General features: G+C 75.6%; 12 protein-coding genes. 3 read left to right on the forward strand and 9 right to left on the reverse strand.

From position 1 onward, the window contains the following. Nucleotides 1-45: 45 nt before the first annotated feature. Nucleotides 46-417, reverse strand: a complete 372-nt coding sequence (locus GXW83_RS18035) for a hypothetical protein (protein WP_182444065.1) — start codon at nt 415-417, stop codon at nt 46-48. A 175-nt stretch (nt 418-592) separates the two neighbouring features. Between GXW83_RS18035 and GXW83_RS18040 the strand changes: the two genes are divergently transcribed. Continuing rightward, nucleotides 593-1354 carry a thioesterase II family protein gene (locus GXW83_RS18040; protein WP_182444066.1) on the forward strand — a complete coding sequence of 254 codons (762 nt, stop codon included), beginning with the start codon at nt 593-595 and terminating at the stop codon, nt 1352-1354. Nucleotides 1355-1412: 58 nt separating this feature from the next. Here the strand turns inward: GXW83_RS18040 and GXW83_RS18045 are convergent, their stop codons facing one another. Genes GXW83_RS18045 through GXW83_RS18075 form a run of 7 tightly spaced genes read right to left on the reverse strand, consistent with a single transcriptional unit; the run spans nt 1413 to nt 23953 of the window. Beyond that, nucleotides 1413-3683 (reverse strand): type I polyketide synthase, encoded by a 2271-nt coding sequence (locus GXW83_RS18045; RefSeq protein WP_182444067.1) that lies wholly within the window; start codon nt 3681-3683, stop codon nt 1413-1415. Then, complete coding sequence (locus GXW83_RS18050) at nt 3680-7339, reverse strand: non-ribosomal peptide synthetase (protein WP_182444068.1); 3660 nt, start codon at nt 7337-7339, stop codon at nt 3680-3682. The genes GXW83_RS18045 and GXW83_RS18050 overlap by 4 nt, the downstream gene beginning before the upstream one ends. A gap of 5 nt (nt 7340-7344) precedes the next feature. Next, complete coding sequence (locus tag GXW83_RS18055; RefSeq protein ID WP_182444069.1) at nt 7345-11439, reverse strand: amino acid adenylation domain-containing protein; 4095 nt, start codon at nt 11437-11439, stop codon at nt 7345-7347. Continuing rightward, complete coding sequence (locus GXW83_RS35080; protein WP_182444070.1) at nt 11436-16454, reverse strand: non-ribosomal peptide synthetase; 5019 nt, start codon at nt 16452-16454, stop codon at nt 11436-11438. The genes GXW83_RS18055 and GXW83_RS35080 overlap by 4 nt, the downstream gene beginning before the upstream one ends. Then, nucleotides 16451-17536 (reverse strand): MupA/Atu3671 family FMN-dependent luciferase-like monooxygenase, encoded by a 1086-nt coding sequence (locus GXW83_RS18065; RefSeq protein ID WP_182444071.1) that lies wholly within the window; start codon nt 17534-17536, stop codon nt 16451-16453. Before GXW83_RS18065 ends, GXW83_RS35080 begins: the two co-directional genes overlap by 4 nt. Further along, nucleotides 17527-22296: a non-ribosomal peptide synthetase gene (locus GXW83_RS35085; protein WP_304940986.1), complete on the reverse strand. Its 4770-nt coding sequence runs from the start codon at nt 22294-22296 to the stop codon at nt 17527-17529. The genes GXW83_RS18065 and GXW83_RS35085 overlap by 10 nt, the downstream gene beginning before the upstream one ends. A 1-nt stretch (nt 22297) precedes the next feature. Next, the gene (locus GXW83_RS18075; protein ID WP_182444073.1) at nt 22298-23953 is read right to left on the reverse strand and encodes an MFS transporter; all 1656 of its coding nucleotides are present in this window, start codon (nt 23951-23953) and stop codon (nt 22298-22300) included. A 465-nt stretch (nt 23954-24418) separates the two neighbouring features. Here GXW83_RS18075 and GXW83_RS18080 point away from each other — a divergent pair, with 465 nt between their 5' ends. Both GXW83_RS18080 and GXW83_RS18085 read left to right on the forward strand, forming a co-directional pair. Continuing rightward, nucleotides 24419-24922, forward strand: a complete 504-nt coding sequence (locus tag GXW83_RS18080; RefSeq protein ID WP_182444074.1) for a hypothetical protein — start codon at nt 24419-24421, stop codon at nt 24920-24922. A gap of 280 nt (nt 24923-25202) precedes the next feature. After that, nucleotides 25203-25388 (forward strand): hypothetical protein, encoded by a 186-nt coding sequence (locus GXW83_RS18085; RefSeq protein WP_182444075.1) that lies wholly within the window; start codon nt 25203-25205, stop codon nt 25386-25388. Nucleotides 25389-25477: 89 nt separating this feature from the next. On the opposite strand, the gene GXW83_RS18090 is transcribed toward GXW83_RS18085, so the two are convergent. Then, on the reverse strand, nt 25478-26497 hold the full coding sequence (locus tag GXW83_RS18090; RefSeq protein WP_182444076.1) for an aldo/keto reductase: 1020 nt from the start codon (nt 26495-26497) through the stop codon (nt 25478-25480). Nucleotides 26498-26541 lie beyond the last annotated feature (44 nt).

Here is a 26541-nt window from a genome sequence, read left to right on the forward strand (position 1 = left end):
CCGGGCGTGTCGTGGATGCGGGAGTGGTGGGCGGGCCGGGGACGGTCACATGTCCAGGTCGGCTTCGACCTGTTGCAGACGGCGGCGGGCCATGGCCAGGTTGGCGCGCCTGCGGTCCAGCGCCAGGTACAGGAACAGGCCCGCGCCCGAACGCGAGGTCAGCGGACGCACGATGTGGTACTGCGTGGTCAACGTCGTCAGGATGTCGTCGATCCCCCCGACCAGGCCCAGCATCTCCATCACCCGCAGCTTGGCCCGGACCACATCGGTGTTCCCCGCCGCAGCCGCCGCCAGATCCAACTCCCCACCCCCGCCCAGAGCCCCTAACGCCATCCCACTGCCCACATCGACCAGCGCCGCCCCCAACGCACCCTCGATCGCCATAGCTTCCTTCAACGCGATGTCCATAGTCGCCATGCCCACGACGCTAGACGGCACGCACTGTGCAGCAGACGCGAATTGACGAAATGCGCAACCCGTCGGCCACAGGGGTGTACCGTGCCCGTCCCTCACCTGTCGCGCACGGGCAAGGCACAGCGGTACCCTCCTGGGGCCGCGCCGCAGCCGGCGGCCGTAAGGGGAGAGTGACGCTGTGAGCGACTGGACGCGCTGTTTTCACCCTGCGCCCGCAAGCCGGGTGCGGCTGGTCTGCTTCCCGCACGCGGGCGGCTCGGCCAGCGGCTACCACGCCCTGTCGGCCGCCGTGTCGGGGCCTGACGCCGAGCCCTGGGTGGTGCAGTACCCCGGACGCCAGGACCGTTACGGGGAGCCCTTCGCCCGGAGCATGGCCGAGATCGTGGACGCAGTCCTGGCCGAGCTGCCCGCGACCGGCGACCTCGCGCTGTTCGGCCACAGCATGGGCGCGGTGCTGGCCTTCGAGGCGGCCCGCAGACTGCAGGCCGCCGGGCGCTCCCCCGTCGCGCTGATCGTCTCCGGACGCGCGGCCCCCGCCACCGGCACGCACCCCGCCGGACGCGTACCGGTGCGCTCGCTGGACGACGCCGCGCTGGTCGCGGACATGCGCGCGCTGGCGGGCACCTCCACCGAGGTGCTGGACCATCCCGACCTGCTGGAGCTGCTGCTGCCCGCCGTCCGCGCCGACTACCAGATCCTCGACGACCACCTGCACCGCCCCGGCCCGCCCCTGCACTGCCCGGTGACCGCCCTGGCCGGAGACCGCGACCCGCGCGTCACCCCCGAACAGGTACAGGCATGGCGGCACGAGACCACCGGCCCCTTCGCCTGCCACGTCCTGCCCGGCGGCCATTTCTTCCTCGACGACCAACTGCCGCACGTCGCCGACCTGATCGTCACCGCCCTGCACGACGCCGGGCAGGCCGACAGCGGCAGATAGGGCAGGACCCTGACGCGGTGGTAGCCGACCTGCACCGGCGGGCGGCTACCACCGGGGGCTACTGGGCTTCGAGTTCGGACAGCAGGGCGTCCAGGGAATCCTCGCCGGTGTCAGGGCGGGCGGTGTCGATGACCAGGCGGGCCAGGGCGGGCAGGGTGAGGTCCTCCAGGAACAGGGTGATCGGGACCTCCAGGCCCAGTTCCTCGCGCAGTCGGCCGACCAGGTGGACGGCGGTCAGCGAGTCCCCTCCGGCGGAGAAGTACGTCACGACCGCGTCGCTCGGGTCCGGCAGGCCCAGGGCGTCGGCCAGGAGCGCACACACCGCTGCCTGAAGGGCCGCCTCCTCCCCCGGCTCCTGCGGGGGCGCGACAGCGCCGGCGACGGGGGCGACGGGAACGGCGGGAGACAGGGCGCCGAAGCTGCGGCGGTCCAGGTCGGCAGCCGGCAGGCTCACCCGCAGCGGGGCACCGGCCTGCGCGGCGGCTGCGGCACCCGGGCCGAGCGGGTAGCCCGGGCCGGGTGCGGGGGGCTGGTCGGCGGGGGCGGTGTGCCAGGCGGCGGCCAGGGCGGCGGCAGGGCCTGCGACGTCCGCACCGGGAGCGCTCAGGCCGGTTCCGGCCAGGGCGCCCGGCGGGCGCAGCGCCAGCTGGTCCAGCACGTCGGCGGCCCCGGCCGTGTCGGCGGCCAGGACGTGGGCGCGGGCGGTGAGCGCGGGGCGGCCGGTGCGCAGGGTGTGGGCGGCCTGCTCCAGGGTCGGGCCGCCCGGGGCGCGCAGCGCAGCGGCCAGGCGGGCGGCCAGGGCGGCCAGGGCGGGCTCGGTGCGCGCGGACAGCGGCAGGAACGCCGTTTCCCCGCGCCCGGCGGCCGGCGCGGGGCGTTCGGGGGCCTGTTCCAGGACGACGTGGGCGTTGGTGCCGCCGATACCCAGCGACGTGACCGCAGCGCGGCGCGGGCCCGGGGCGGCAGGCCAGGGAGCAGGACGGTCGACCACGCGGAAGGGAGTGGCGTCCAGGTCCAGGCCGGGATGGGCGGCGGTGGCCCCCGCGACCGGGACCAGGACGGCGTGTTCGAGCATGAGCACGGTCTTGATCAGCGCGGCGACGCCGGCGGCCGCATCCAGGTGTCCGAGGTTGGACTTCACCGACCCCAGCCCGATCCGCCCGCCGCGGAAGGCTTCGGCGGCGGCGGCCAGCTCGACCCGGTCGCCCAGGGCGGTCGCGGTGCCGTGGGCCTCCAGGTACTGGGCGGTGCGCGGGTCCAGGTCGGCCGCGTCCCACGCCTCGATGATCGCGGCGGTCTGCCGTTCAACTCCCGGCGCGGTGAAGCCGAGGCGGGCGCGGCCGTCGTTGGTGACGGCGCTGCCACGGATGACGGCGCGCACCGGGTCGCCGTCGGCCAGGGCGTCGGCCAGGCGGCGCAGGACGACCACGCCCACCCCGTTGCCGGGCACGGTCCCGGCCGCGCGGGCATCGAAGGGACGGCAGCGGCCGTCCGGGGAGAGGATGCCGCCGTCCTGGTACAGGTAGCCGCGGCGACGGACGCTGTCCACGGCCGCGCCCCCTGCCAGTGCGGTGTCGCACTCCCCCAACAGCAGGGCCTGGCAGGCCAGATGGACGGCGGTGAGCGAGGTCGAGCAGGCGGTCTGCACGGTCATGCTGGGGCCGTCCAGGCCCAGCCGGTAGGAGGTCCAGGGGGCCAGGAACTCACGGTCGGTCAGGATCCGGACCTGCATCGCGCCGATCCGCCCGGCCAGCTGCGGGTCGCCGTGGGCGGCGAGCATGTGCTCGGTCAGGCTGCCGCCCACGTAGACGCCGGTACGGGCGGGGGCGCGCTGCGGGTCGTAGCCGGCGTCCTGGAGGGCGGTCCAGGCGGTCTCCAGCAGCAGCCGGTGCTGCGGGTCCAGGACGGCGGCCTCGGCCGGGGTGAAGCCGAACAGCTCGGCGTCGAACCGGTCCGCGCCCTCCAGGTGGCCCTTGGCCGGGACGTAGGAGGGGTTGCGGACCTGGTCCGGGTCGGCGCCGTCGGCGAGCAGCTCATCGGGGGTGAAGTCGGTCAGGGAACAGGTCCCGGCCAGGAGATTGGCCCAGTAGGCGTCCAGATCCCGGGCTCCGGGGAAGCGCCCGCCCATCCCGATGACCGCGACCGCATTGTCGGGCACGACGCCCAGGCCCCCGCTGGGGGCGGCAGCGGGGGCCTCGGCCGCAGTGGGGGTGGGGGCCTCAGCAGGAATGGCGGACGGAGCCGGGGGCGCGGCGAGGGCCGTGGGGGCAGCGGCCGAGGCGGGGGTATCGGCGGACGCGGCACCGGTGGGGGCGGGGGCGGTGGTCATCTGGGGCTGCCTTTCCGGAGGTTGCGGAGCCTGGCGGCTGCGGCCTGCCGTTCGTGCCGGCTGCCGCCTGCGGCGGACGCGGCAGGCGGGGCGGGCGCGGTGGGGGTGGGAGCGGAGGTAGCGGACGCGGGAGCAACGGGCGCGGGCGCGGCGGGGGCGGGCTCGGCAGGGGCGGTTGGGACGGGAGCAGCGGGAGCAGCAGTGGCGGGAGTGGGCGCAGCAGGAGCAGGCGCGGGCTCGGGCGCGCCAAGAGCGGGCGCGGCGGGAGCGGCAGTGGCAGGAGCGGGCGCGCCGGGAGCAGGCGCGCCGGGAGCAGGCGCGGCGGGAGCGGCAGTGGCGGGCTCGAGGGTGGCGGTGGTGCAGGTGGAGGCGGCGACGCTGGCGGCGTGGGCGTCAGCGGCACCGGCCTCGTCGGCGGTGAGGTGGGCGGCGGCACCCGCCTCGTCGGCGGTCACGAGGGCGGCGGCGGTACCCGGCTCGTCGACGGTCGCGTGGGCGTCAGCGGCATCCGTCCCGGCGGCGGCGTTATCGGCATCGTCCGCGGTCAGGTGGGCGGCGAGGGTGGCGACGGTGGGGCGGCGGAAGAGGTCGATCAGGGTGAGGTCGGCGTGGGGGTACTGTTCGCGCAGGTCGGCCAGGACGCCCATCAGGCGTACCGAGTTGCCGCCCAGGTCGAAGAAGTTGTCGTGGACGCCGACCCGGTCCAGGGTCAGGGCGCGGGCCCAGGCGGCGGCGACCTGCTGCTGGGCGGCGTCGGCCGGGGCGGTGTACGGGCGGTCGAGGTCGCTGCGGGCGGTGGCGGGGTCGGGCAGGCGGGTGCGGTCGAGCTTGCCGGAGGCGCCCAGCGGGAGTTCGTCCAGGCGGACGAAGGCGTCGGGGACCATGTAGCCGGGCAGGTGGTCGGCCAGGCGGGTGCGCAGGTCGGCGTCGGTGGGGTGGTGGCCGGGGCGGGGCACCAGGTAGGCGATCAGGCGGGCGTCGTTGCCGGTGCCCTTGACGGCGGCGGCGGTGTGGGCGACGCCCGGGACGGCGGCCAGCACGGTCTCCACCTCGCCCAGTTCCACGCGCAGGCCCCGGAGTTTGACCTGGGTGTCGCTGCGGCCCAGGTAGTGCAGGCGGCCGTGGGCGTCGATGCGGCCCAGGTCGCCGGTGCGGTACATCCGCGAGCCGGGTTGGCCGTAGGGGTCGGCGGTGAAGCGTTCGGCGGTGAGGGCGGGTTGGGCGATGTAGCCGCGTGCCAGGGGCGCTCCGGCGATGTAGATCTCGCCGGTGACGCCGGGGGGCACGGTGCGCAGGGACTGGTCCAGGACGTACAGGCGGGCGCCGGGGACGGGATCGCCGATGACCACGGGCCGGTCGGGGTGCAGGTCGGCGGTGGTGGAGTAGACGGTTGCCTCGCTGGGGCCGTAGGCGTTGACGATCCGGCGCCCCGGCTCCCACAGGCGCTGCACCAATTCGGGCGGGCACGCCTCGCCGCCGACGGCCAGGGTGCGCAGGTGGGGCAGTTGGCCGTGGGCGGCGGGCAGCAGCATCGCGGCGGACGGCGGCAGGAAGGCGTAGGTGATGCGGGAGTCGCGCAGGCGGTCCAGCAGGGCCTGGCCCAGGCGTTCGTGCTCCTGGGCGATGTGCAGCTCGGCCCCGGCGGTCCAGGGAAAGAACAGGTCCGAGACGGCGACGTCGAAGCCGAAGGAGACGAACTGCAGGACCCGGTCGCGCTCGGTGACGGGGAAGGCGTGGCGCACCGCGCAGGTGAGGTTGGCCAGGGCGCGGTGCTCGACGGCGACGCCCTTGGGGGTGCCGGTGGAGCCGGAGGTGAACAGGACGTACGCCAGGTCGCGGGGGTGGGGCCCGGCGTGCGGGGCGGTGTCGGGCGCCGGGTCGCCGGGGGCGTCGGGCAGGTCCAGGCGCAGGGCGGGGGCGGGCAGCGCGGCGCCCGCTGCGGCGGTGGGGGCGGTGGTCAGCAGCAGGGCGGCGCCCGAGGAGGCGGTCATCCGGGCGAGCCGGTCGTGGGGGTGGGCGGGGTCCATCGGGACGTAGGCGCCCCCGGCGCGCAGGACGGCCAGGGCGGCGACGGCCATGTCGGCGCCGCGCGGCAGCAGCAGGCCCACCCGCACGCCGGAGGTGACGCGGCGGGCGCGCAGCCGGGCGGCCAGGGCGTCCGCCCGTTGCATCAACTGGCGGTAGGTCAGGCGCAGGTCGCCGCAGACCAGGGCGGTGGCCCCGGGGCGGGCGGCGGCGGTGCGGGCGATCAGCTCGGGCACCAGCGGGCCGGGCGGCGCGGCCTGGGCGGTGCGGTCGGTGCGGGCGAGGGTGGCGGCGCGCTGGTCGTCCGGGACGGCGTCGATCCGCGACAGCGGCAGGCCCGGGTGGTGCAGGGCGCGGTCCAGCCAGGTGGAGAACGCGCGGGCCCAGGCGGCGGCGGTGGCGTCGTCGAACAGGTCGCTGCGGTAGATCAGTTGGGCGTCCAGCTCCGGGCCGCGGCGGGCGACCTGCAGGTGCAGGTCGAACTTGGCCACGTCCAGGTCCAGGTCCAGCCGCCGGGTGCGGGCGCCTTCCAGCTCGAGGACGGGCTCGGTGTCGTCGTCGTAGCCGAGGACGGCCTGCACCAGGGGGTCGTGGCTGGTCTCGCGGGTGGGGGCGACGGCGTCGACCACGGCTTCGAAGGGGGCGTCCTGGTAGGGAGCGGCGGCCAGTTGGGCGGCGCGGACGCGTTCGGTGAGCCGGTCCAGGCTCGGGTCGCCGGAGAGGTCCACCCGCAGGGCCACGGTGTTGGTGAGCATCCCGACCATCTCCTGGGTCTCGGCGCGGTCGCGGCCCGAGACCGGGTAGCCCAGCACCACCTCGCCGGTGCCGGACAGGCGTCCCAGGAACGCGGCCCAGGCCGCCAGGAGCACCATGAACGCGGTCCCCGAGCAGCGGGCGGCGGCCTGGGCCAGGCGTTCGCGCAGCGCGGGGGGCAGTTCCAGGCGTACGGTGCCGCCGGCGGCGGTGCGCAGCGCGGGGCGGGGGCGGTCCAGCGGCAGCGGCAGCACGTGGGGGGCGCCGCGCAGGGCGGCGGCCCAGTGGGCGACGGCGTCGGCGTAGTGGCCGCTGTCGCGGCGCTCGCGCTGCCAGGCGGCCCAGTCGGGGTACTGCAGGGCCGGTTCAGGCGGGTTCCAGGGGCGGCTGTGCAGGTGGTGGCGGTAGGCGTCGGACAGCTCGCGCAGGAGCACCGCCAGCGACCAGCCGTCGCAGACCAGGTGGTGGGCGGTGAGCAGGACGCGGTGGCTGCCGTCGTCCAGGTGGAGCAGGGTGCAGCGCAGCAGCGGTCCGGTGGCGGGGTCGAAGGGCCGGGCGGCGTGGGCGCGCAGGTGGTCGGGGGCCCGGTCGGCGGGGACGCCGTGCTCGGCGTGCACAGCGCAGGAGCCGTGGGCGGCGACGATCTGGGCGGGGGCGCCGCCGGGGGCGGTGGTGCGGAAGGTGGTGCGCAGGGCTTCGTGGCGTTGGACCAGCGCGTCCAAGGCGCGGGTGAACGCCTGTGGGTCGAAGGGGCCGTGGACGGCGAACGCGGCGGGGACGGTGTACTGGGCGGTGCCGGGGTTCAGCTGGTCCAGGACCAGCAGGCGGCCCTGGGCGTCGCTGACGGGGAACTCGTACTCCTCGGTGGCGCTGTCCACGGGGTTCACGCTCCTTCCGGGACGGGTGAGGCGGTGAGGGTGTGTTCGAGGGTGCGGGCGATGGCGGCGGCCGGGCCGGGGTCCATCACCGCGCTGTGGGCGCAAGCCAGTTCGTGGACGGTGACGGTGACGCCGGTGGCCTGCCAGGCGGCGGTCTTCACGTCGGTGGGCACGGTGTCGGGGCCAGTGGTGGCGCTGAACAGGGTCAGCGGTCCGGCGTAGGCGGAGGGCTGCCAGGCGTGGGCCAGGGCGATGTGGTGGGCGGCGGTGTCGACCACGGCGGCCAGGCGGTGGTCGGGGAACCCGGCGAAGACCTGGCCGTGTTCGCGGGCCAGGGCGAACGCGCGAGCCCGGGTGGTGGGGGCGGGCGGGCGTGGCGCGCCGGGGCGCAGGTCGCGCAGGAGCAGCGCGAGCACCTCCTGTTCGACGGCGGCCGGGTCGGGGCCGGAATGGGCCAGGTGCGGAGGCAGGGGCAGGGCGTCGATGACGGCCAGCAGGGCGACCTGCTGGCCCTGGGCGCGCAGCTGGACGGCGGTCTCGAAGGCCACGGGGCCGCCGAAGGAGCGTCCGGCCAGGAGGTAGGGGCCGTGCGGGCGGGTCTGGCGGATGCGGTGGGCGTACTCGGCCGCCAGGTCGGCCACCGAGGCGGGCAGGTGGGCGGCGCCGGTGTGCAGGGCGGGGGTCTGCAGGGCGTGGACGGGACGGCCGGGGTGCAGGTGGGGCAGCAGGGTGGTGTAGCCCCAGCCCAGGCCCAGGCCCGGGTGCAGGCAGAACAGCGGCGTCAGGTCCGCGCGGCCCTGGCGCAGGGTGATCAGCGGGGCCAGGGCGTCGTTGTCGGCCAGGCCGCCGGGGGCCGGGGGGCGGGTCAGGCGGTCGGCCAGGGCGGCCGGGGTGGGGGCGGCGAACAGCGCGGCGATCGGGACCGGGACGCCCAGGGCGGTCTCGACGCGGGCGGCCAGCCGCAGGGCGGTCAGGGAGTGGCCGCCGTGGGCGAAGAAGTCGTCGTCCGGTCGCAGCGGGGCGCGGCCCAGGGTGTCGCCGAACAGCTCGCCCAGGACGCGTTCGGGCTCGGTCGCCGCAGGGCGCCCGGCGGCGTGCCCGGCCGCGTGTCCGGCGGGGCATGGGTCGGGCAGGGCGGCACGGTCGGCCTTGCCGTGCGCGGTCAGCGGGACGCGGGTGATCCGGGTCCAGACGGTGGGCAGCAGGTGGGCGGGCAGGACCCGAGCGGCGTGCTCGCGCACCCGCGCCAGGGCCAGATCCGGCGGGGCGGCGTCGTCATCCGAGGGCGGGAGCTGCGGGGCGCCGTCGTTCGGGGACAGGTCGTGCGGAGGCGGGGCCGCCGGGGGCCGGACGGTGTCGGGGGTGGGCGGGTCCAGCAGGAGCCAGGCGGCCAGGAGGCGGCCGCCGCCGGGGGCGGGGCGGGCGTCGACCACCGCGCGCGCCACACCCGGGCAGGCCGCCAGTGCGGCCTCGACCTCGGCGGGCTCGATCCGGAAGCCGCGGATCTTCAGCTGCCGGTCGGCGCGCCCGACGAAGTCCAACTGCCCGTCAGGGCTCCGGCGGGCCAGGTCGCCGGTGCGGTACATCCGGGTGCCGGGGGGGCCGTAGGGGTCGGCGGTGAAGCGTTCGGCGGTGGCGGCGGCCCGGCCCAGGTAGCCACGGGCCAGGCCGGGACCGGCCAGGTACACCTCGCCGACCGTGCCCGCAGGGACCGGGCGCAGCCGCTGGTCCAGGAGGTAGGCGCGGGTGTTGTCCAGCGGTCGTCCGATCGGCACCGGCGCGTCCGAGACCGGGTCGGCGTCCGGGTCCGGGTCCGGGTCGGCGTCCGGGTCGGTGGGTGTGGTGGGGGCGGTAACGGTGTGGGCGGTGGCGAAGACGGTGGCCTCGGTCGGGCCGTAGCCGTTGACCAGGGCGGTGGCGGGGCAGTGCGCGCGGAGCAGCCGGACCGCTTCGGGCGCCAGGACGTCTCCCCCGGTCCAGACCTCCCGCAGGCCCGCGAGCGCGCCGGGATCGGTGCGCACCAGGGTGTGCAGCAGTTCGGCGGTGAGCAGCACGGTGGTCAGGCCGTGCCGGGCAATCAGCCCGCGCAGCAGCGCAGGTGACAGGCGTTCGGGCGGGGCCAGGACCACGGTGCCGCCGCCCAGCAGCGGGATCCATGCCTCCCAGGCTCCGGCATCGAAGGTGTGCGGGTTGTGCATCAGGGTCCGGCGGCGGGCGGTGGCGAAGCGGGTGTCGGCGGCGCGGTCGGCCAGGGCCCGGTGGGTGATGACCACGCCCTTGGGCTCGCCGGTGGAGCCGGAGGTGAACAGGACGCAGAAGGCGGCGTCCGGGTGCACCGGCCCCTCCCGGGTCGCCTTGGCGTCGAGGGCAGGGGCGGGCTCGGGACAGGCGGTGTCCAGGGCAGGGAGGGGGGTGGCGGTGTCCAGGGCGGGGGCGGGGCCTGCGGTGAGCAGCAGGCGGGGGGCGGCGGCGTCCAGCAGGCGGGTCAGGCGCTGGGCGGGTTGGGCGGGGTCCAGCGGCAGCCACGCTGCTCCGGTGCGGGCGACCGCGAGCTGGGCGGTGATCAGGCCCGGTGAGCGGGGCAGCAGCAGGGCGACGGTGTCGCCCGCGCGCACGCCCGCAGCGCGCAGCCGTGCGGCCAGGCGGGCGGAGGCGGCGTCCAGGGCGGCGTAGCTGAGGGTGGCGCCGTCGTGCGTGCGCAGGGCCGGGGCGTGGGGGGCGGCCAGGGCCACGGCGGCGAACCGGGCGCACACGGTGGCGGTCCCGGGGCCGGGGCGGTGCGGGCCGAGGGAGCGGGCGAGCAGGTCGGCGTGTTCGCCGGCGGGCAGGACGTCCAGGTCTTCGGCATGGACGGTCGGGTCGCCGGTCAGCGCGCGCAGGGCCTGCAACAGTCGTGCGGCGACCACGGCTGCGGGCGGCTCCTGGCGGCGGGCGACCCGCACGAGGGTGTGCTCGCCGGTGGCCCAGGCCACGGTGAGCGGGTAGTGAGTGGCGTCGGCGACCTCGACCAGCTCCAACTCCGGCCCGTGGTCGGGATCGTGGCCGTGGTCGGGGCGTGGCTGGGGGAAGTTCTCGAAGGCCAGGATGGAGTCGAAGCGGGCGCCGGGGCCCGCCGCCTGCTGGACGTCGGCGAGGCGCACATGGTGGTGGGCGACCAGGCGGGCCTGTTCGTCCTGGAGGCGGGCGAGCAGGTCGGCGGTGGACTCACCGGTCCGCAACTGGACCCGGACGGGCAGGGTGTTGATGAACAGCCCGACCATCTCCTGCACCCCGGGCAGGTCGTGCGGGCGTCCGGAGACGACGCCGCCGAAGACCGCGTCGCGGGTGCCTGTGGTCCGGGCCAGGACCAGGGCCCAGGCGGCCTGCACCACGGTGTTGACGGTCACCGCGGCCTCGGCGGCGCGCGCGGCTACGGCAGCCACCAGCGCGGGCTCCACCTCGACCTCCACCACCTCCAACGCGCCTGGGACGCGCAGAGTTTGCGGTGCTTGCGGGGCGCCGGGGGCGGGCAGGCCGTGCAGGGCCCGACGCCAGGTCTGCAGGGCGCGGTCGGGGTCCTGGCGGGCCAACCAGGCGGCGTAGTCGCGGTACTGGGCGGCGGGCGGCAGCGGCAGGCCGCGCACCAGAGCGTCCAGGTCGCGTTGCAGGACCGGCACCGACCATCCGTCGAGCAGGATGTGATGCATCGTCAGCAACAGTCCGGTGTCATGGCGGTGGCGGACCCAGGTGGCGCGGACCAGGGGCGGGCGGGCCACCTCGAAGCGCCGGGCGCGGTCGGCGGCCAGCAGGTCGCGCCAGGCAGCGTCCGGCTCCAGGTCCGGATCCAGGGTGGTCTCGCTCCACGGCAGCCGGGCCCGGCGCGGGATCACCTGGACCGGCTGGTCCAGGCCCTGGTGGCGGAAGCACGCCCGCAGGTTGGGGTGACGCTCCAGCAGCGCCCCCAGTGCGGCGCGCACCCGTGCGGCGCCGACCCGGGGGTGGACCGCGAAGCGGATCTGGACCAGGTAGGGATCGCCCTGGCCGGTGTCGTGCAGGGCGTGGAACAGCAGGCCCTGCTGGCCCGGCGACAGCGGCAGCACGTCCGCGACCGGGCCGCTCACCGCCCTTCCCCCGCGCCCGCAGCGGCCGGGCCGGACCAGTCGTCCCGGCCGTCGTCGTCTTCGGTGTCGGCGTCCCCGCTGTCGCTGTCACTGTCACTGTCGAGATCCTCGGCCAGCAGGGCGAGTTGGGTCGGGGTGAGGTCGACCAGCGGGAAGTCGCCCGGGGCGGGAGCGGGCGGGCCGCCCTGGGTCGCGTGGCGGGCCAGCAGACCCAGGGCCAGGGCCCAGGCGTCGGCGAACGCCTCGACCTGCCCGGCGCCGACCAGGCCCCGGGGGTAGGAGAGGGTGGCCTCCAGGCGTGGCGCACCGCAGCGCTGGTGGACCAGGACGTCGATCTCCAGGGCGTGGCGCAGCGGCACCGCTTCGTCGGCCGGGGGCAGCAGTTCCCCGTCGGCGGTGTCGGCGCCGCTCAGACGTCCCAGGTAGTTGAAGCGCAGGTCGGGGACGGGCAGGGCGGCCAGCGCGGGGGCGGTGTCGGGGTTGAGGTAGCGCAGCAGTCCCCAGCTGGTGCCGCCGTGGGGCAGGGCGCGCAGTTGGTCGCGGACGGTCTGCACGGCGGTGACGGCCGCGGCGGCGCGGTCCGGGCCGGTGGCGTGCGGATCGCCGAGGACGGCGGCGGGGCCGGCGCCCGGGTCCAGCCGGGCGGGGTACTGGGTGGTGAACCAGCCCACGGTGGCCGAGACGTCCGCCGCCTCGTCCAGGGGTTCGCGTCCGTGGCCCTCCAGGTGCACCAGCAGCCCGGCACCCGCGTCCGCGTCTGCGGCGGCGTCGCTGTGCTCGGCGGTGGCACGGTGGGCGGCCAGGGCCAAGGCGGTGAGCAGGACGGCATCCGGGCCGCAGGAGAACGCGGCGGGCAGGGCGTCCAGGACCGGCGTGCTCAGGTCGGCGGGCAGGTCGCGGGTGAGGGTGGCCCGGCCGCCTGCTCCGACCCGGCCGGGGGTGGCGGGGACGGGGGTGGCGGCAGCAGGATGGGGGGTGGTGAGGAAGGCGGTCAGGGGGGTGGCGGGGCCGTGGAGGGCAGCGGCCCAGTGGGCGGGGCCGGTGGCGGTCAGGTCGCGGTCGCGGGCTCGGCGGTGCAGGCTGCGGGCCCAGTGCCGCAGCGAGCTGCCCTGCGCGGGGCTCGGGGCGGGGCTCGGGGCGGGGCTCGGGTCGGGCGTCGAGAGAGGGCCGGTCAGGGCGGTGGTCAGGTCGGCGGCCAGCAGCCGCCAGGAGACGCCGTCGACGGCCAGGTGGTGCGCGGTCAACAGCAGCAGGTCGGGGGTGCCGGGGGCGGTGGCCAGGTGGACGGCGCGCAGCAGCGGGCTGATGTGCGGGTCGATGCGGGTGTCGCGGGCCAGGCGGCGGGCGGTGGCCATGGAGTCGGGGTCGGTCGCGGCGTCGAGCCGGGTGAGCGGGACGGCGGCGGGGTCGTGGGGCAGGGCCTCCAGGTGCCAGTCGGCTCCGGCGGGGCGCAGCAGCCGCATCCGCAGCGCGGGGTGGTGCTCCAGCAGGGTGCGTACGGCGGCGCGGACGCGGTGCGCGGTGGCGGTGGCGGGCAGGGGGAAGGCCATGGACTGGGTGAACGCAGCCAGGTCCGGGTCCTGGTCGCGCCACCAGGCCATGACCGGGGTCAGCGGCAGGGGCCCGGTGGGGGCGTCGCCGCGGCGGGAGTTGGGGGCCGGGATGCGGGGGCGGGCGACGGCGGCCAGGCGGGCGGGGGTACGGGCGGTGAAGACGTCGGCGGGGGCCAGCAGCAGTCCGGCGGCTGAGGCGCGGGAGGCGAGCTGGATGGCGGTGATGCTGTCGCCGCCGTGGCGGAAGAAGTCCGCGTCGGGGTCGGCGGGCGGGCTGTCGGGGCCGTGCAGCAGGTCCGCGTACAGGCGGCACAGGGCGGTCTCGGGGCCGGGCGCGGGCGGGCGGGCGTCGGCGGGGTGCGTGGGAGGCGGGGGCGGCGCGGGCAGAGCGGCGCGGTCCAGCTTCCCGCTGGCGGTCAGCGGCAGCGCGTCCAGGAGCACCACGTCGGCGGGGACGAGGTGCGCGGGCAGCTGCCGGGCGGCGTACTCGATCAGCTGCCGCACCAGCCCCTGCCCGTCGCCCGGGGCGGGGGTGGCGTCGGGGCTGGCGCCGGGGGTGGCGTCGGCGGCGCGGCCGGGGGTGGCGGGGACGGCGTAGCCGATGAGGCGGGGGCGGCCGTCAGGACCGGGGTGGACGGCGGCGGCGGCCTGGGCGACGTCGGGGTGGGTGGCCAGGGCGGCGGTGATCTCGGCGGGCTCGATGCGCAGGCCGCGCAGTTTGACCTGGTCGTCGTCGCGGCCCAGGTAGTGGGTGGCGCCGTCGGCGGAGCGCCAGGCCAGGTCGCCGGTCCGGTACATCCGGGTTCCGGGCGGGCCGTAGGGGTCGGCCATGAAGCGTTCGGCGGTGGCGGCGGCTCGGCCCAGGTAGCCACGGGCCAGGCCGGGACCGGCCAGGTAGAGCTCTCCGGCCACGCCCGCCGGGACCGGGCGCAGTTGCCCGTCCAGGAGGTAGGCGCGGGTGCCGGCCACCGGGTCGCCCAGCGGCGGGGTACGGCCGTCGTCCGGCAGGGGCGCGGTCAGGGTCGCGGCGACGGTGGATTCGGTGGGCCCGTACGCGTTGTGGACGCGGCGGGCGCGGGTGGTCCAGGCGGCGACCAGGGCGGGCGGGCAGGGTTCGGCGCCCAGGACCACCACGCGCAGGTCGGGATAGGCGCCGACGGGAACGGTGGCCAGCACCGAGGGGGTGACGATCAGGCAGGTGATCTGCTGGTCGACCAGGGTCCGTGCCAGGGCGGGGCCGTCCGGCGGGCCGGGGGGCGAGTCGACCAGGACGGCTCCGGCGGCCAGGACCATGGCGACCTCGGCGACGGAGATGTCGAACGAGGGCGGCCCCACCTGCAGGACCCGGTCCGCGCCGGTCAGGGCCAGGCGGTCGGCGAAGGTACGGGCCAGGGCGGCGATGCCCTGGTGGGTGCAGACCACCCCCTTGGGGGTGCCGGTCGAGCCGGAGGTGTGGATCACGTACGCGGCCAGCGCCGGATCCGACCGCCGCGCCGCCTGTGCGTCGGTGTGGGTGACCGGGGCGGGGAGCGGGGTGGTGAGGGGATCGTCCAGCAGCAGGGAGGCGCAGGCGGCGGGCAGCAGGGGGTGGGTGGCGGTGTCGGTGACGAGCAGGACCGGGGCGGCGTCCTCCAGGACGCGGGCCAGCCGGGCCGGGGGGTGGGCCGGGTCCAGGGGCAGGTAGGCGGCGCCGGTGTGCTGGACGGCGAGGGAGGTCAGGGTGAAGGCGGCGCCGCGGGGCAGGGCCACGGCGACGATGCGCTCGGGTCCGGCGCCGCGGGCGGCCAGCAGCGCGGCCAGGCCCTGGACGCGCCGGGCCAGTTGGCCGTAGGTCAGGGTACGGCCGCGGTGGTCCTGCAACGCGGGGGCGTCGGGGGTGGCGGCGGCCTGACCGGCGAGCAGGTCGGGCAGGCAGGCGGGGGCGGGGGCGTCCGCGCCGGTGGCGGCGGCAGTCAGCCGCTCGCGGTCGCCGGGGGCCAACAGGTGCAGGTCGGCCAGGCGGGCGTGCGGGTCGGCGGTGACCTGGTCGAGCAGGGCCAGGTAGCCGCGGGTCCAGGCGGCGACGGCGTCCGCGTCCAGGCGGTCGGTGCGGATCTCGAAACTGCCGTCCATGCCAGGGCCGTTGTCGCGGACCACGGCCATCAGGTCGTGCTCGCCGCCGGTGTGGATGCGCTCGGGGACGGCGAACGTGCGCAGCGCACTCACGCTGGGCTGCTCGGTCAGGTGCATGAACACCCATTGGAACAGCGGGGAGTGCCCGGCGGCGCGTTCGGGGGCCACGGCGGACACGATCCGGCCCACCGGCAGGTCGGCGTTGGCCAGCAGCGCGGGGAAGTCCGCGCCGAAACGCGCCACCAGCTCCGCGAACGGCGTCGCGGGCGTGGTGGCCCAGCGGGTGGGCACGGCGTTCATGACGTAGCCCACCACCCGGTCCAGGCCCTTGGCGTAGCGGTTGGCCACCGGGGTGCCCAGCACCAGGTCCCGGGCGCCGCTGGTCTTGTGGGCCAGCACCGCGAACGCGCTCATCAGCACGGTGTAGACCGACACGCCGCGGGCGCGGGCCAGCGCGCGTACCGCCGCGGCGGTGTGCGGCGGTACGTGGAAGGGGATCTGCACGATCCCCTCCTCCGGGTCGGCGTCCGCGTCGCTGTCCGCGCCCGTGTCGGCGTCCGCTTCCGCGTCGGCGGGGCGGTGGTGCGGCGCGGTCAGGTGGGGGGTGGTCAGCGGGGCGGGCGCGTCGGCGAGGTAGCCGCGCCAGAAGTCCAGGCGGGCGGCGAACACCCCGGACTGCTCCAACTCGGCCTGCCAGCAGGCGAAGTCGGCGTACTGCACGGGCGGACGTTGCAGGCCCGGGGCGTGGCCCTGGCGTACGGCCAGGTAGGCGCGGGTGAACTCGTCCTGCAGGACGTCGAAGGACCACCAGTCGCTGATGATGTGGTGCAGGCTCAGCATGAGGGTGCTGCGGTCGCCGTCCAGGTGGGCCAGGCGGGCGCGGATCAGGGGCCCGCGCAGGTCGAACGGGCGGCGGCGGAAGTCGGCGAAGGCACGGGCGATGGTGCGGGTGCCGTCGCGCAGGTCCTCGTGCTCGAGGGGCAGCGGACCGGTGTCGGGGAACTCCAGGTGCAGCCGGCCCGGGGGCCCGCCGATGCGGGTGCGCAGGATGTCGTGGTTGGCGCGCAGCGCCTCCAACGCGGCCCGCAGGTGGGCGGGGTCGACCGGCTCGCGGAAGTGGTAGGCGCAGCACAGGTTCAGCGCCGCGGTGCCCGGGTACAGCGCCTCGTACACCCACAGGTCCTGCTGGGCGGGGCTGAGCGGGACCGGGGCGCCGGGGTCGCGGGGCGGGACGACGGCCGGGAGCTGGGCGGTGCGTCCGGCCTGCACCAGACGGCGCATCACGCTCACGCGCTGGGCGCTGGTCAGGTTGCTGAAGCGGTCGCTGGTGGAGGGCGCGGTCGCGGTCATCTGTGCAGGGCCTTTCTGAGTTCGGCCAGCCGGTGGAGTTGGTCCAGGACCTCGTCGGTCTCGATTCCGAAGTCGATGAAGCAGGCCACCTCGTCGCAGCCCAGGGCCTGCAGGTCGGCCAGGAACGCGGCGCAGGTGGCGGGCGAGCCCAGCAGCCCGCCCCAGGCCAGGTAGCGTTCGAAGGCGTAGTCGGTGAGCAGCGCGGTCTGCTGGGGCGTCAGGGCTGCGGTACGCGGGTCGCCCGCGCGGTCGGCGGCGCTCTGGCGGGTGTACGAGGCGAGGTAGTCCTTCAGGGGGCGGGCGGCCAGGTGACGGGCGTGGGCGTCGCTGGTGCCCACGAAGGTGTGGGCCATCACGGTGACCCGGCCCCGGGGTCCGGTGCCGCCCTGGTCGGGGGCGGCCGCCGCAGCCGCGCGGTAGCGGGTGATCCGCTCGGCCAGCTCGGCACGGGTGTGGCCGGCGGTGGCGGCCAGCACGCCGGTGCGCAGCCGGCCTGCGGCCTCCCAGGTGGCGGGGTTGCCGGAGGCGGTGATCCACAGCGGCAGGTGGGGCTGGACCGGTCGCGGATGGGGGGTCAGCTGCACCGGGGCGCCGGTGCCGTCCGGGTACTGGGCCGCCGTCCCGGCCCACAGGGCGCGCAGGTGCGGGACGGCGCGCAGGGTGCGTTCGCGCCGGTCGGCGTAGTGGTCGGGGGCCAGCGCGAAGTCGGCGGAGTGCCAGCCGGTGGCCAGGGAGATGCCGACCCGGCCGTGGGAGAGGTTGTCGACCACGGCCCAGTCCTCGGCCACGCGCAGCGGGTGGTGCAGCGGCAGGACCACGCTGCCGGCCCGAACCGCAATCCGCTCGGTGGCCACGGCCAGGGCCGCGCTGAGCACCGGGGGGCTCGGGAAGACCTGCCCCACCTGCTGGAAGTGACGCTCCGGCGTCCACACGGCGTGGAAGCCCAGCCGGTCGGCGGCCCGCGTCAGCGCCAGAATGTCCTGGTAGGCCCGCTCGTGGCCCCCGAAGCCACCGCAGGCGGCGGGGGTGGACGCGGTGGGGGTGGCGCTGTCCGCGCCGAAGAACATCACGCTCAGGTCCACGGACCCTCCTGGGACTGGATACGGACAGGACGAACAGCAACCGCAGGTGCCCCCGCAGCAGCCGCAGTTCCGGGTGCAGGGAGCGGGCGGGGGACGGCGGTGGGGCCGGGCGCGCCGGTTACGGAATCGGTGGGGGCGTAGGCGGGGGCCGCGACAGGGGCGGGGGTCGGCGCGTGGGTTGGAGCCGGGCTGTAGGCCGGTCCCGCGACGGAAGCGCTACCTGGGGCATCGGTTGTCCCAGGAACCCAGGCGGGCGCCGGGGCGAGGAGCGGAGCGGGAGCAGGGTCGGGGGTGCCCGACGTGGCGGGTCCAGCCGTGGCCGGGGCGGTGGGAACGGTCACAGGCGCGGTCGGAACGGCCGGAGCAGTGCCTGCCGGGGCGGAGGCGGTGCCCGCCGGAATGGATACAGCCATGGCCGAGGCGCTCGGAGCGGACGGAGCGGTGGGCACCGGAGTGGGTAAGGCCGTGGCCGGGGCGGACAGCAGCGCGGTCGGGGCAGCCGGGGCGGAGACGGTGCCCGCCGGAGCAGCCACAGCCGTGGCTGGGTCGCTCGGGGCGGAAACGAGAGGGGTCGGAGCGGCCGGAGGGTTGGGCGCCGGGGCAGGGGCAGGGCCCTCCGGGGCGGGTACAGCCGTGGCCAGGCTGGTCGGGGCGGACAGAGCTGTGGCGTCCGGGGCAGGGCTGGCCGGGGCGTGGGCGGCGGGCGTCGACGGGGGTGGGGTGGTTGGTGTCGGGACCGGGGTGGCTGGTGTGCGGGGGATGCGGGGTTGGCGGCGGATGGGGGTGGGGGCCGGGGCGGTGGGGGTGGTCAGCGCGGCGGCGTGGGCGGCGACGGTGGGGGCGGTGAAGACCAGGGCGGCGTCGGTGGGGTGTCCGGCGGCGGTCAGGCGGGCGGCGGCGCGCACCGCGCGGAGGGAGTTGCCGCCGCAGGCGAAGAAGTCGTCGTGCCGGTCCAGCGCGGGCACGCCCAGGACCTGGGCCCACACAGCGGCGATCCGCTGCTCCAGGGGGCCCTGGGGCGGCTGGTGACGGTGTGGGACGCGGGAGGTCGTGGCGGGGCGGTCCGGGGGACCGGCCAGACGCGGGGGGTCCGCCAGCGGGAGCCGGGACAGGGGGGTGTCGGGCAGGGCTGCGGCACAGGTCAGGGCCTGGACCAGGGCGTCGGCGGCCCAGGCCGCGAACGGCCCCTCCAGGGTGTCGGCGCGGTACTCCAGGGTCAGGGTCAGGCCGTCGGCTGCGCCGTCGGGGCCGGTGTTCTCAGCCGCGTCGACCAGCAGCTCGAAGCGGGCGGCGCCCGGGCGCAGCACCTCCACGGCGGCGCGGGTGCCGGGGAGGGCGGCGACGGCAGCGGTGTTGTTCTGCAGCGCCAGGACCACGTCGGTGAACGGCTGGCGGCCCGGACGGCGGGGCGGGTTCAGGGCCTCGACCAGATCCTGGAACGGCAGGTCCTGGTGGGCGTAGGCGGCCAGGTCGTGGGTGCGGACCTGGCCGAGCAGGGCGCGGGCGGTGGGGTCGCCGCCGGTGTCGGTGCGCAGGACCAGCATGTTGACGAAGAACCCGACCGCGTCCTCGGCCGCGGGGTCGGATCCTCGGGCGGCGACCGGGACGCCGATCGCCAGGTCGTGCCCGGCGCCCGCGCGGGTCAGGACGGTGGCCAGGGCCGCGTGCAGGGCCATGAACACCGTGGCGCCCTGGGCGCGGGCGGCGTCGGCCACCGCCGTGTGCGCGGCGCGGTCCAGGCGGCGTACCAGGGTCGCGGCCTGCGGCCCCGGTACCGACGGGCGGTCGGCGCGGCGCGGCAACAGCGGGCCGTCGGGGTTCAGGCCCTGCAACCGGCCACGCCAGTAGGCCAGTTGCCGGGCAGCGGGCGAACCGGGGGTGTCCGGGCTGCCCAGGGCCCGGCGCAGGCGGCGAGCCAGTTCGGGGTAGGGCACCGGCAGCGGGGGCAGGCCCGGGCGTCCGCCGGGCAGGCGTCCGGCGTAGGCCCGCGACAGGTCCGCGACCAGCGGCGCCAGCGACCAGCCGTCCCCGGCGATGTGGTGCAGCACCAGCAGCAGGGCGTGCTCCTCGCGGCGGTCGGCGGCGGTCAGCAGCACGGCCCGCAGCGGCGGCTGCGCAGCCAGGTCGAAGGGACGGCGCGCCGCCCAGGCGGCATGGCGCTCCAGTGCCCGGGCCCGTACCTGGTGGCGTTCCAGCACCGGGTAGGCGCCGGGGCCGGTCAGCACCCGGCGCACGGGCACCCCGTCCCGGGTGGGGAAACACGTCCGCAGGACCTCGTGCCGCCCCACCACGTCCCCCAGCGCCTGCTCCAGCGCGACGGCGTCCACGGCACCGCGCAACCGCACCAGGACGGGCAGGTTGTAGGCGGTCCCCGCCCCGGCCCGGTCCAGGAACCACAGCCGGTGCTGCGCCCCGGACACCTCCCCCCAGCCCCCGGCAGACACGGCTTCCGCCGGGGACATCAGGTCGGTTTTGACTGACGAACCGTCAACTCCGCCGCCACCGGCAGTACCTGCGGCAGCTGCCCAGGCCCCCGCGCCCGCGCCGGAGGCGGTGCGGGTGCGGGAGGCGGCCAGGGCACCGTCTCGGAGTCCGTCCGCAGGAGCGGGCGCAGGGCGGTCATCGGGGGAAGGCGAGTCGGCGGGTTCGGACGGGGCGTGCCCGGCTTTGATGCCGGGGGCAGGCGAGGCGTCGGGCGCGGGCCATGCGGCCGGGTCGGCCTGGGTGTGCGAGGCGGGGCGGGTGCTGGTGGTGGGTTCGGACGGGGGGTCCGGGGTGGGCCAGGCGGTGATCGGGGTAAGGCGGGGGGCCAAGCGGGACGGTGTCGGGGCGGCGAAGAAGTCGCGGACGTCGGCCTCCACCCCCAGCGTTCCGCGGATGCGGGCCAGGAGCCGCGCCGCGAGCAGGGAGTGACCGCCGAGCAGGAAGAAATCGTCGTCCGCCCCGACCTGAGGCAGACCCAGCACCCCCGCGAACAGCCCGCACAGGGCCCCCACCATCCCCACATCCGTGTGCGCGTCGGCGCCGACCTCGGCCCCGGCGCCGGTTCGCGTCCGGGCTTCCGCTTCGGTGCCTGCCTGCCCGGTCAGGGGCTCGGCGGCAAGGCTGGGGGCCGCCTCGACGCGCGGGGCGGCGCCGGGCCAGGTGGCGGGGGCGGGCAGGGTGGCGCGGTCGAGCTTCCCGCTGACGGTCAGCGGCAGCGCGTCCAGGACCACGAACGCGGTCGGCACCAGGTAGTCCGCCAGGAGCTGCCGGGCGTGCTCGCGCAACCGGCCCGGCAAGTCGTGCGCCTGCGTGCCCCGGGCGCCGGGGGCCGGGACCACGTACGCGGCCAGGGCCGGTTCGCCCGCCGGATCGGTGCGCACCACGACTGCGGCCCGCGCCACCGCCCGGTGCCCGGCCAGCACCGCCTCGACCTCGCCCGGCTCGACCCGGAACCCACGGATCTTCACCTGGTCGTCCACGCGGCCCACGTACTCCAGCGCCCCGTCGGGCCGGTACCGCACCAGGTCGCCGGTGCGGTACATCACCGCTCCCGGCTCCATCGGACAGGCCACGAACCGCTCTGCGGTCAGCTCCGGACGCCCCCGGTAGCCGCACGCCACCCCCGCGCCCGCCGCGTACAGCTCCCCGACCCCGCCATGGGCCACCGGCCGCAGCCCGGCGTCCAGGACGTACACGCGCTTGCCCGCCAGCGGACGGCCGATCGCCACCCGGTCCCCCGCGGCGACCTCGCCGGGGATCAGCCGGTGCACCGTCACGAAGACCATGCACTCCACCGGCCCGTACCCGTTGCTCAGCCGCAGGCCCGGATCGCGTTCCAACGCCCGGGCCACGTGTGCGCCCGACAGCGCCTCGCCACCGACGATCAGTTCGCGCAGCCCGTCCAGCGCGCGCGGGTACTCATCGACGACCACGTTGAACAACGCAGCCGACAGGTACATCGACGTCACCCGCTGTTCCGCCACCAGGCGGCCCATGACGGCCGGGTCCACCCGCGCCCCGGGGTACAGGACCGTGGTGCCCCCGTTCAGCAGCGGGCCCCACAGCTCCAACGCGAACGCGTCCCAGGACACCGGGGCGACCTGCAGCCACACCGAACCGGGGCCGAACGAGGCGAAGTCCTGTCCGGTGAGCGTCCCCACCACCGCCGCGTGCGACGCGGCCACCCCCTTGGGCCGCCCCGTCGAACCGGACGTGAACATCACACACGCCACCCCGCCGGCCGCGCCGCTGTCGCCAGCGCCGTCGTCGTGCCAGGCTGGTGCCCCGGCCGTGTCCTCCACCAACACCCGTGCCACGCCCCGCGCCCCGGGCAGGGGGGCAGCCGGAACCGAGACCGAAGCCCCGATCAGGTCCTGGTCCTGGCCCGAGCCGAACGCCGAACCCTCACCCTCCCCCGCAGCAGTGGCCGAAGCCGAGGACGACCGGGGGCCCAGGTCCAGGCGGGGGCCGGTACGACGCTCCAGGACGCAGACGGCCCCGGCGTCGGCCACCATGGCGCGCAGCCGCCCGGCGGGGAAGCCCGGATCGAGCATCACGTAGCCCGCACCGGCCTTCAGCACCCCGAGGACCGCAGCGACCATCTCCGCACACCGCTCCAGGTGCACCCCGACCAGATCCCCCGGCCGCACCCCGCACCCCGTCAGCAGCCCCGCGACACGCGCGGCCCACTCGTCCAACTCCCCGTACGTCAACTCCCGCCCGCCATCGACCACTGCGACCGACGTCGGAGCCAACAGGGCCTGCTCCCGGACCATTTCATGCACACAGCGCATCCCGCTCACCGCCCTCGTCGACAGCCCCGGCCACCACACCCGAACCAGCCAACGCACCCGCACCACACGCACCGGGCGATGGCGGCGAACCGACCGCCCGCAGGGCCCGAGCCGCGACCGCAGGACCAAGCCGCTTACCGCTGACGGGAGTTGGGTCATCGTCAGCGCGTGCGGCCACAGGATCGGCGCCACCCGTGGTGTCGCTGTCCGCCCGGCCTGCCGGACCTGCGGCACCGTCGTCGGGGTCGGCACCACCGCCCCCACCGCCGCCGGAATCGGGGTCGGTGTCGGTATCGGGGGTGTCGTCGGGGTCGGGGGCGTCCGGCAGCAGGGTGTCGATGTCGCGGATGTTGCGTGAGGCCAGGCCCCACAGGGCCACGGCGGTCCCCACGGCCCCGGCCAGGAGCAGCATGCCGGCCATGCCGCTGCCGGGCCGGTGGCCCACCAGCGGGCCGAGGACGGCGAACAGGCCCGCACCGTGGCGGGCGGCGGGCTCGAAGACCTCGTCCGCCAACGGCCCCGATGCGGCGGTCGCCACCGGCACCGAGATCTGCGACAGGAACATCACCGCCCCGAACACCCGGCCCTGCCACTGCGGGGGGACCTTGGTCTGCACGATGGCCTGCATCGAGGCGTTGACCACGGTCATCAACAGCGCCCCGACCAGGACCGCCGCACACCAGCCCACAACCGTGTCCACCAGGGACATCGCAACCAGCGCCGACAGGCACATCCCGGCGACGCCCAGCATCATTCCCCGGCCCCGGTCGCGCGGGCCGCCCCAGGCGGCCATCAACAGTCCCCCGCCGACCCCGCCGACCCCGATCGCGGTGTTGACCGCCGCCAGCGACGCCTCGCCCGACTTCAGCAGCACCATCGGTGCGATCAACGCGAATCCGAACACCATCACCAGGTTGACCACGCAGAAATTGAGGATCAACGCCCGCAGGGGAGGCCGTTGCAGCAGGTAGCGCATCCCATGCACGGCCTCGGCCGTGATCCGCCGCCGCACCACCGCACCAGTGGCGGCGACCCGGTCCCCGTTCAACCGCACCACCCGGCTGCCCGTCAACGCGAACGCGTAGCTCACCACGTCCAGGAGCAGCAACGGCCCGATCCCCGTGAGAGCGAGCATGACTCCGCCCAACGCCGGCCCGCAGATTCCCGCCGTGCTCTTTGCCCCTGCCAGCAAGCCGTTCGCCCGCCCGAACTGGTCCCGCCGGACCAGCAACGGCACCGCCGACGACAGCGCCGGAAACTGGAAGGCCGCGCAGGAACCCAGCACGAACGTCGCCGGATAAATCTCCCATGAATGCAGCCCGCCGCAATAATGGAATACCGCGAGGACCCCCACCGCAACCAGTCCCCCGGCATCGGCGACCTGCAACGCCGCGCGTTTGCTGATCCGGTCCACGACCGCGCCGGCCACCGGGCTCAGAAGTGCCTGCGGCAGCAGCGAACACAGCGACAGAAGCGTGACCGCCGTCGCCCGCTGCCCAGCGGACCACACGTCCACAATGAAAGCGAACCGTACTGCGGAACTCCCCACCAAGGAAACCGTCTGACTCGACCAGACCAGAAGAAACGGCCCCGATCCGGAAAACCGGCCACCGGCCTTGGACTCCACCTGCCCACCCATCTCAGGCACCTGCCCGAACCGCAGCCGTACCAGCCACGGCCACACCGGGCCGCAAGGCGGACCAGGCGGCGTGATGGGAGCGAGGACGGCGGCGACCAGAGCTCCGCGGGCACGGCCCGGCCGACACGGCACCGGGTGCCCCGGATCTCTCCCGGCCCCGCGTGATTTCCCCTGCGAACGAATTCCCGATCACGTTGCATTCCTCCCGGCATAACGGGCCGACGTCACCGTTCCGCTAGGATCATTGCTCCGGCGCCCCATCCCCGCAATACCATGTGATGCAGATCACACCGCATCGGACCAAGATCCCCGGCGCCCCTTTTTTCGGCCCTTCCCGATCAACCCCATGCATTCCCCCGACCCTCTTTCGGCAGGACCGGAACAGGAATAGGACAGGAATGCAACGGGATCGGCGAATGACAGCATGGCACCCGAATCCGACTGACCCCGCAGGAGCACACAATCGTGAAAGACCCGCCACCTCACAGCCACCCCCGCTCCCAGAAAGAGCTCACCCACGCCTACACCGACCTCACCACCGTCGAACGCTGGGCTGCACACACCCACACCGAACCCACCACCAACCCCAGCCCCGCCACCAACCAACCCCACTACACCATCACGACCGAAACCACCGACGGCATGCACCACATCACCGCCATCACCGCGCACCCCGCCCACCTCGCCACGGAACAGACCAGCAAAGCGGGTTGGGCCGAACAGGTGGCCGTGGTGCCCGTCACCGACACCACGCCCCGGTCATCCCCGGCGTTGTCCCCGACAGAGCCGGCACCACCAGCAACGGGCGCACTGGAGCCGGCCGACCTGAGCGTCCTGCGCTCGTTGGTCCGCTCGTTGCTCGACCTCGCCGGACACGAACACGGCCCCGCACACACGGACATCGTCCTCACCCCCGCAGGCCCCCACGTCCTGCAGTGCCGGCTGGAACCGCCGCACATCCCTCGGTAGAGCGTCCGGAAGCAGCTGACGTTGCGGGCCCGGACTTGGCGCCGCTCACCCACGGCAGGCGGTACGCCTGTCATGGGTGAGCGGCGGTCGGCGAACAGCTGCCCGAGTCGGCGGATTCCCAGGCCGGGCCGATGTGCTGACGAGAGCACCACCACCGTTCCCGCATGCGCTACCGGGGACGGTAACCAACCGGGACGCGGACAGGAACACCTCCCACCACCATCAGAACCAGCAACGCACCGTCACCCGCAGCCCGGCCCACACCGAAGGAACCCCCACCATGACCCGCACACACACCACCCTCGCCAGCCTCACCCTCGCCACCCTTACCGCGCTCACCCTCCTCATCACACCCATCGCCACCCACACGGCCCCGGCCACTCACACCACCACCTACCACACCCTCGCCGACGGCCAGAGCCCCAACGGCACCAACCCCACGCCCTCCCCCAGCCCCACCCACTGACTCATCCGCCTCCCTTTCAACGCACCACGCAGACACCCCACAGTCCCCCACACACCTCCGGCGCACGCCAACCGATGCAGGCCGAGCGGTCAGCGGCGGCGCAGCGACGGGTCGAGCAGTGACGGCGGGGTGTCGAACTTCTCGTGCGGAGCGAGGTCCAGGCCCGGAGGGACGATGGCGTCGACGGCGTCGAGTACGTCGGCCGGGAGCGTGGTGTCTGCGGCGGCGAGCTGCGCGTGCAGGTGGTCCAACGTGCGGGGGCCGATGATCGCGCTGGTCACGGCCGGGTGCGCAGTCACGAAGCCGAGCGCGAGCTGGATCATGGTCAGACCGGCCTGGTCGGCGACGTCGGCCAGTTGCTCGACGGCGTCGAGCCTGGCCCGGTTGGACGGAATGGTGGTGTCGAACCGCTCCGGCATGAGCGTCGAGCGGTTGGTCGTGACGTCCCGCCCCTCACGGATCGCGCCCGACAGCCAGCCCGAGGCCAACGGGCTCCATGCGAGCACGCCGAGCCCGTACTGTTCGGTCACGGGCAGGACGTGGGTTTCGATCCCGCGCTGCAGGATGGAGTAGCTGGGCTGTTCGGTGACGTAGCGGCTCAGGCGGCCGTCCCGGGCGGCCCACTGGGCTTGTACGAGGCGGTAGGCCGGAAAGGTCGAGGAGCCGAAGTAGCGGATCTTTCCCGATCGCTGAAGGTCCGTCAGGGCCGACAGGGTCTCCTCGTCACTGGTGCTCGGATCCCACCGGTGGATCTGGTACAGATCGACGTGGTCGACGCCGAGGCGGCGCAGGCTGTTGTCCAGTTCGGTGACCAGCCAGCGGCGCGAGCTGCCCTGGTGGTTGCGTTCGCCGTCCATCGGCATGCTCGCCTTGGTGGCCAGCACGATGTCATCGCGGCGGCCGGCGATGGCCTTGCCGACCATCTCCTCGGACTCGCCCTTGCCGTACATGTCGGCGGTGTCGATGAGGTTGATCCCGGCCTCGAGGGCGGCATCGACGATGGCGGTGGCCTCGTCCTGGGTGGTGCGGCCGATCGCGCCGAAGTTCATGGCTCCGAGCACGAGGGTGCTGACCTGCACGCCGGTGCGGCCCAAGGTGCGGTACTGCATGTCTGTTCTCCTCGATGGTTTGGCTGTCGGGCTCCGGCTCTGGC

It is taken from the genome of Streptacidiphilus sp. PB12-B1b (assembly GCF_014084125.1).
Lineage (GTDB): Bacteria > Actinomycetota > Actinomycetes > Streptomycetales > Streptomycetaceae > Streptacidiphilus.

Coding starts and splice junctions, on each gene's coding strand:
- GXW83_RS18085 (WP_182444075.1), top strand. CDS start 25,203: ATGACCCGCACACACACCACCCTCGCCAGCCTCACCCTCGCCACCCTT.
- GXW83_RS18035 (WP_182444065.1), bottom strand. CDS start 417: ATGGCGACTATGGACATCGCGTTGAAGGAAGCTATGGCGATCGAGGGT.
- GXW83_RS18075 (WP_182444073.1), bottom strand. CDS start 23,953: ATGGGTGGGCAGGTGGAGTCCAAGGCCGGTGGCCGGTTTTCCGGATCG.
- GXW83_RS35085 (WP_304940986.1), bottom strand. CDS start 22,296: ATGGTCCGGGAGCAGGCCCTGTTGGCTCCGACGTCGGTCGCAGTGGTC.
- GXW83_RS35080 (WP_182444070.1), bottom strand. CDS start 16,454: ATGACCGCGACCGCGCCCTCCACCAGCGACCGCTTCAGCAACCTGACC.
- GXW83_RS18045 (WP_182444067.1), bottom strand. CDS start 3,683: ATGACCACCGCCCCCGCCCCCACCGGTGCCGCGTCCGCCGATACCCCC.
- GXW83_RS18090 (WP_182444076.1), bottom strand. CDS start 26,497: ATGCAGTACCGCACCTTGGGCCGCACCGGCGTGCAGGTCAGCACCCTC.